This window comes from Aeromonas sp. PS2Canimalfood6 (genome assembly GCF_048276795.1).
Taxonomy (GTDB): Bacteria; Pseudomonadota; Gammaproteobacteria; order Enterobacterales; family Aeromonadaceae; genus Aeromonas; species Aeromonas caviae.
This window is the reverse complement of sequence record NZ_JBLUXC010000103.1, coordinates 1-5,525: the sequence shown is the minus strand read 5'-3', so window position 1 is coordinate 5,525 and position 5,525 is coordinate 1. Positions and strand designations below refer to the sequence as shown.

General features: G+C 55.8%; 3 protein-coding genes and 1 pseudogene. 3 read left to right on the top strand and 1 reads right to left on the bottom strand.

Going from position 1 to position 5,525, the window contains the following annotated elements:
• Positions 1-156 precede the first annotated feature (156 nt).
• Together ACNPAA_RS20525 and ACNPAA_RS20520 are read left to right on the top strand one after the other, a co-directional pair.
• On the top strand, positions 157-2,652 hold the full coding sequence (locus ACNPAA_RS20525) for a fimbria/pilus outer membrane usher protein (RefSeq protein ID WP_201873138.1): 2,496 nt from the start codon (positions 157-159) through the stop codon (positions 2,650-2,652).
• A 12-nt stretch (positions 2,653-2,664) separates the two neighbouring features.
• Entirely contained in the window at positions 2,665-3,729 is a 1,065-nt protein-coding gene (locus ACNPAA_RS20520) for a fimbrial protein (RefSeq protein ID WP_201873137.1), read from the top strand.
• A gap of 41 nt (positions 3,730-3,770) precedes the next feature.
• Here the strand turns inward: ACNPAA_RS20520 and ACNPAA_RS20515 are convergent, their stop codons facing one another.
• Positions 3,771-4,436, bottom strand: a complete 666-nt coding sequence (locus tag ACNPAA_RS20515; protein ID WP_191979702.1) for a LuxR C-terminal-related transcriptional regulator — start codon at positions 4,434-4,436, stop codon at positions 3,771-3,773.
• A gap of 356 nt (positions 4,437-4,792) precedes the next feature.
• On the opposite strand from ACNPAA_RS20515, the pseudogene ACNPAA_RS20510 reads away from it, so the two are divergent.
• Positions 4,793-5,525: pseudogene (locus tag ACNPAA_RS20510) on the top strand (IS1634-like element ISShes12 family transposase); the annotation flags it as partial.

Sequence of the window (5,525 nt, the reverse complement as noted above, 5' to 3'; positions counted from 1 at the left end):
GCGAAATCCTGGCTGGCGTGAAGGTGATGAACAAGCTGATAGGGCTTGGTATGCCTGTTCGCCAGCCAGTGAATTGAGTGGTATCAACGGGTTGGGGAACGGCCATCCAGCGACGGATTTGGTCAACAACGCCGCCAGTGATCGGAAAGACTCACCATGAAAATGAAACAAAACAGGCTCTGCATGCTGGCTGTCTGCTCGCTTCTGCTTTCGCATAAATCAGGTGCGGTAACGTTTGATACCTCCCTGCTTGCTGGCGCATCCGGTGAGTCCGATCTGTCACGCTTTTACGAAAACAACGCCATGCCAGCCGGTCCCCAGGAGATGGATATTTACGTCAACGGAGACTGGAAGGGGCGCTATACGGTGACCTACGGCGAGCAACAGGATGACGTTCGCCTTGCCTGGACAGACGCGCTTATGCTGGGGATCAACACCAAAGCGATTCCGGCCCCCGCCATTACTGACGGCCAGGTGCAGCTGCACGATCTGGTTCAGGGCGGCGAGGTAAAAACGGACACCAGCACGCTGAGTCTGGGACTCACCGTGCCACAGGCGGCCGTCTTACGTACCGAAGAGGGCTATGTTGCCCCTCAGTTCTGGGACGAAGGGATCCCGGCGCTGATGCTCTCCTGGAACACCACCTGGTACAACACGCGAACGAAAGGCTCCGCCAAAGAGACCAACGATGATTTTTACGCCGGGCTGGATTCCGGTGCCAACCTGCTCGGCTGGCAGTTTCGCGACAGCAGTACCTGGCGCAAATCCGCCAGCGGTGACAGCAGCTGGCAGAATAACACCCGCTACCTTCGCCGCCCGCTGGCGGCGCTGAAATCCAACCTGACGCTGGGCGACTTTTATATTCCCGGCGATCTGTTTGATTCCCTTCGTGTGCGCGGCGTGTCGCTGGCGTCCGATATGAAAATGCGCCCTAACTCGCAGCAGGGCTTTTCACCGGTGGTACATGGCGTGGCGCGCACTAACGCCCTGGTGAAGGTAATGCAGAACGGTAACGTCATCTATCAGGAGAACGTTCCGCCGGGCCAGTTCACCCTCGACAGCATTCAGCCGACCGGTTCAGCGGGCGACCTGCTGGTGGTCGTGCGCGAAGCGGACGGTTCCCAGCAATCATTCACGGTGCCTTTCTCTGCCGTGCCCGGCATGCTCAAAGAGGGTGTGAGCGAGTACAGCGTGGTGGCGGGAAAGGTTCATCAAAACACCCTTGAGGCGGACCCGGCGTTCCTGCAGGCCACGCTGCGCTATGGCTTTAATAACCTGATGACCGGCTATACGGGCACGATCGTGAGCGATAATTATCAGGCGGGGCTTATCGGCACCGGCTGGAATTTGCCCTTTGGCGCGGTATCCGTGGATGTCACCCACGCCAAAACCACGCTGCAGGACAGAACCGACAGCGGCCAAAGCTTTCGCGTGTCGTACAGTAAATTTATCGATACCACAGCCACCAACTTCACGCTGGCGGCCTACCGCTACTCCACGAAAGGGTATTACAGCTTTAGCGACGCGCTTTACTCCCGGGAAGGGTATCAACGCCTGAAAGCACAGTATGACGAGTATGAAGATCGCTTCGGGGTCGCCCCGGAGATGACGATGAGCACCTGGGATGCCCTGCGCGCCGCACAGCCTAAAAACACCTTCACGCTTAACCTGAACCAGCGTCTGCCCGACAACTGGGGCACGGTGTTTATCTCGGGTACACAGCGGGACTACTGGAATTCCCGCCAAACCTCGCGCGAATATCAGGCCGGCTATTCCAACGCCATCGGCCGGGCCAGCTATACCGTCTCCGCCAGCCGGGTGCGCAACAGCGAGCGTGAAGAAGAGACGCGTTTTTACCTCTCCCTCAGCCTGCCCTTCTCGCTGTTTGATAACAACGCGTGGGTCACCTCCAGCCTGACGGCCAGCGACTCGCATTATGAACAGAGCAATATCAGCATGAGCGGCAACGCGCTGGCGTCGAACCGCCTGAGCTATACGCTCTCCGGCAGCAATGCGCGGGGCGGGAACAACACCGCCAGCGTGAACACCGCATACCGGGCAAACTTCGCGACGCTTGGTGGCTCCTACAGTGAATCCTCCGACTACCGCCAGATGGGGCTGAACGGGCGCGGCAGCCTGGTGGCCGTGCCGTGGCATCTGCTTGCCTCCAACGAAACCGGTTCCACCATGACCATTGTCGATGCGCCGCAGGCGGTAGGGCTGATGGTTAACGGCGACGAAAGTATCGTGACCAACCGTGATGGCGTGGCGCTGGTGCCTTACGCCACGCCGTACCGTAAAAATGCCATCACCCTGTCCGAAACGGCGAACAGCCGCGGGGCAGAAGTGCTGGGCAACATCGCTAACGTCGCCCCTTACGATGGCGCGGTGAACTATATCCGCTTCGATACCGACCAGCGCCAGTCCTGGATGCTGCGCGCCACCCGCCCGGACGGGGCACCGTTGCCGTTTGGTACCGAAGTGCTGAACGAGCGCGGCGAGTCGGTGGGTTATGTCGGCCAGGCCAGCGTGCTCTACATTCGCGCGGAACAACCACCACGTGAGCTTAGCGTTCATTTGCGTAGCGGAAATTGCACTATCGCCGCACCGGCGTGGGGACTGGAAAGCCCGTCCTCTGTTTGCCATTACTAACGGAACATCAACATGATACGGTTACTGACCTTTCTGTTTCTCGCCTGCGTCAGCGGGGCAAGCTATGCCACCTGTTCCGGGGGCAGTATTTCCTATGGCCCGCCGATCAGCGTCGATCTGTCGGATAAGCTGACGCCCGCCACGCCGACCTGGACCGGCAGCTTCACCACCCAGTACAGCGGCTCGTTCAACTGTACGACGCCTAACAGTGAATTTTCTTACACGCCGATCCTCTCGACCGACAGTAACTACGCCACCATTCTGGGCTTCAGCAACAATAAATATATGGTGCGGGCGGAGATCACCAGCACGCATCCCAACAAGACGCTGGCCGCCAGCGGTAACCATACGGCTTCAGAGCTGAATACCCCTTTTACCGTGCGCTTTACGCTGGTAAACCAGAGCGGCACCACCCTGACGGGGGATACGGCGAACATGAGCGACGTTCTGTTCGTCAGCGACATGAGCGGATTGTCGATTTTGGAAATCATCGCCTGGCCAATCAAGCAGCTCGTCAAGATATTGCAGTGGTTAATCAACGGGTTCAAATGGCCTTACGACAACCGCGATATGTTTGGTCAGCCGATGACCATCAAATATGCGCCGAAGCTGACCACCTGCTCATTCGACAACGCGGGGCTGACGGTTCATTTACCTACGTTGGGTATCCCACAGTTGAGTGCCTCTGCCCAGCCAGGGCTGACGCCCTTTACGCTCAATATGAGCTGTCAGAATCTGGGGACAAACGGGACGTCTGACCGGGCGATTGAGATGTTCCTCTCCAGCACGCAACTGCTGTCGACCGACAGTTCCGTACTGGTTGATACAAGCAGCGGTGCCGCACAGGGCGTGGGGCTGCGGCTGATTCAGCGGAATAACCCGCAACAGCCGGTCATCTTCTCGACCTCTACCACCAGCCGCGGAAATGCCACGCTGCTGTTCAACGTGGCGGCGGGCGGGGCACTGAGCAAGACGTTCACCCTGCCCATGGCGGCGTCCTATTATGTCTGGGCACCGGCGAAGGTCAGTCAGGGCAAACTCAATACGACGGCGACGCTGAATATTATCTACCCCTGATGCGCTTATGCCGGGACGCTGTCGTTCCGGCGAATCGACGCTTAACTCCCGATCCGGCCCGCCATCTGCAGGTATTTAATGAGTTCGCTGTGGTTGGTGAGGTTGAGTTTTTTCATCGCATTGTGCTTTTGGGTGGCGATGGTACTGGCCGAGCGGCTTCGCAGCTGGGCAATTTCGGTCACGGTGTAGCCTTCCACCAGAAGATGCAGCACCTCCCACTCCCGGGCGGAAAGTACCGAACGCGAGCGCGCGCCGGCGCGCATCATTCCCTTCAGATACGATGAGACACGCGGCCTGGCCTCTTCTGCTCTGAGCAGCACCTGTAATTCTCTTTTCAGCTCGCCGGGCTCGTCCTGCAGGGAAAGGGTCAGCTCGTATTTCATCTCCAGCACCCTTTTTAATAATCCGTACTGTAATTCAGGCACAAAAAGTACACGCTTAACGTGGTGCGTATGACATAACATATTGAGCCGGTTACTGGTCTGTACGCTCCACGATTTATGGTTAAACAGATAACTGAACTCGGCCATAACAATATCGACCTGACCGTCGCTAATGGCATCAAAGAGCTGTTCTGTTGATTCCACTATTGATATTTGCAGAGAATATTCAGGCAGTAATTTACGCAGCGCATCGCTTATCATCTCCTGCAGAATATTGACCCGATAAAACACAATAATCCTGAGAGTGAATTCAGAAAAAATCATATTATTTCATTATTAACACGATAAAAGGAGACTGATAGTAGTGTAATAAGCCCATGCTCACAACTTATTCCCACCAGGATTTTAACGCCCGGGTAGCTAAAATTCCTGGCGAACCAACACAAGTGGCGAACCAACACCCAAAACGTGCTAAAACCCCGCCTAAAAACCCCATAAAAAGAGCGTGTTATCCATATCAAACCTTAACAAACGCCATTTCTCAGGATAAAAATCTATCTCTAATATTATAAGAAGATTAAAAATATTAGATCCGTCATTCCGCACCTAATTTTCGATTTAAAAAACTTGACGGCGATCGGTCATTCTGATCTATTACTCTCTTTTGCAGGTAATTCATCATGGCCGCTCCCGCTATCTCGATCCGTAACCTCGACCACCTTGGTTTGGTCGCTGCACTTTGCCAAGAACTCGGCATTGCTCGCATGATTGATGCGGTGCTACCCAAAACGCCGCCCTACAAAGTCTCACATGGTGAAGCGTTGGTGGCGATGATACTGAACGGTCTTGGCTTTCATAGTTCGACCTTGCACATGTTCCCGCAATTCTTTGCCAACAAGCCTGTAGAACGCCTGATTGGCCCGGGGATCTGTGCCGATGACCTCAATGATGATGTGCTCGGCCGCTGCCTTGATGCCCTCTTTGAGGCCGATGTCAGCACGCTTTATCAGGTGATGGCGGAGCAGGTCGTTGAACGATTGGGGCTCAAAAGTACTGCAGTACACCTCGATATCACCAGCTTCCACGTCGATGGCGCCTATGACCAAGCCGATGGCGAGCAGCTCGGTAAGTTGCAATTGGTACGGGGCTATAGCCGCGACCATCGGCCAGAGCTAAACCAGGTTATCCTGGAGCTTATCTGTGAAAATCAGGCCGGCCTGCCCATCTACATGCAAGCCTTGAGTGGTAATATTAATGATACCAAGGCCTTTGCCCAGACGGTACGGCGCCACTTGAGCAGTCTCAAGGCCGCGCAGGAGTGCCGTTATCTGGTCGGCGATGCCGCACTGTACTGCGCCGATACCTTGCAATTACTGGCGCAACAGCAGCAACTATTTGTGACCCGGGTGCCCG

Bases quoted from the DNA above. Each gene is read 5' to 3' on its own strand.
- ACNPAA_RS20520 (WP_201873137.1), top strand. From the start codon at position 2,665: ATGATACGGTTACTGACCTTTCTGTTTCTCGCCTGCGTCAGCGGGGCA.
- ACNPAA_RS20525 (WP_201873138.1), top strand. From the start codon at position 157: ATGAAAATGAAACAAAACAGGCTCTGCATGCTGGCTGTCTGCTCGCTT.
- ACNPAA_RS20515 (WP_191979702.1), bottom strand. From the start codon at position 4,436: ATGATTTTTTCTGAATTCACTCTCAGGATTATTGTGTTTTATCGGGTC.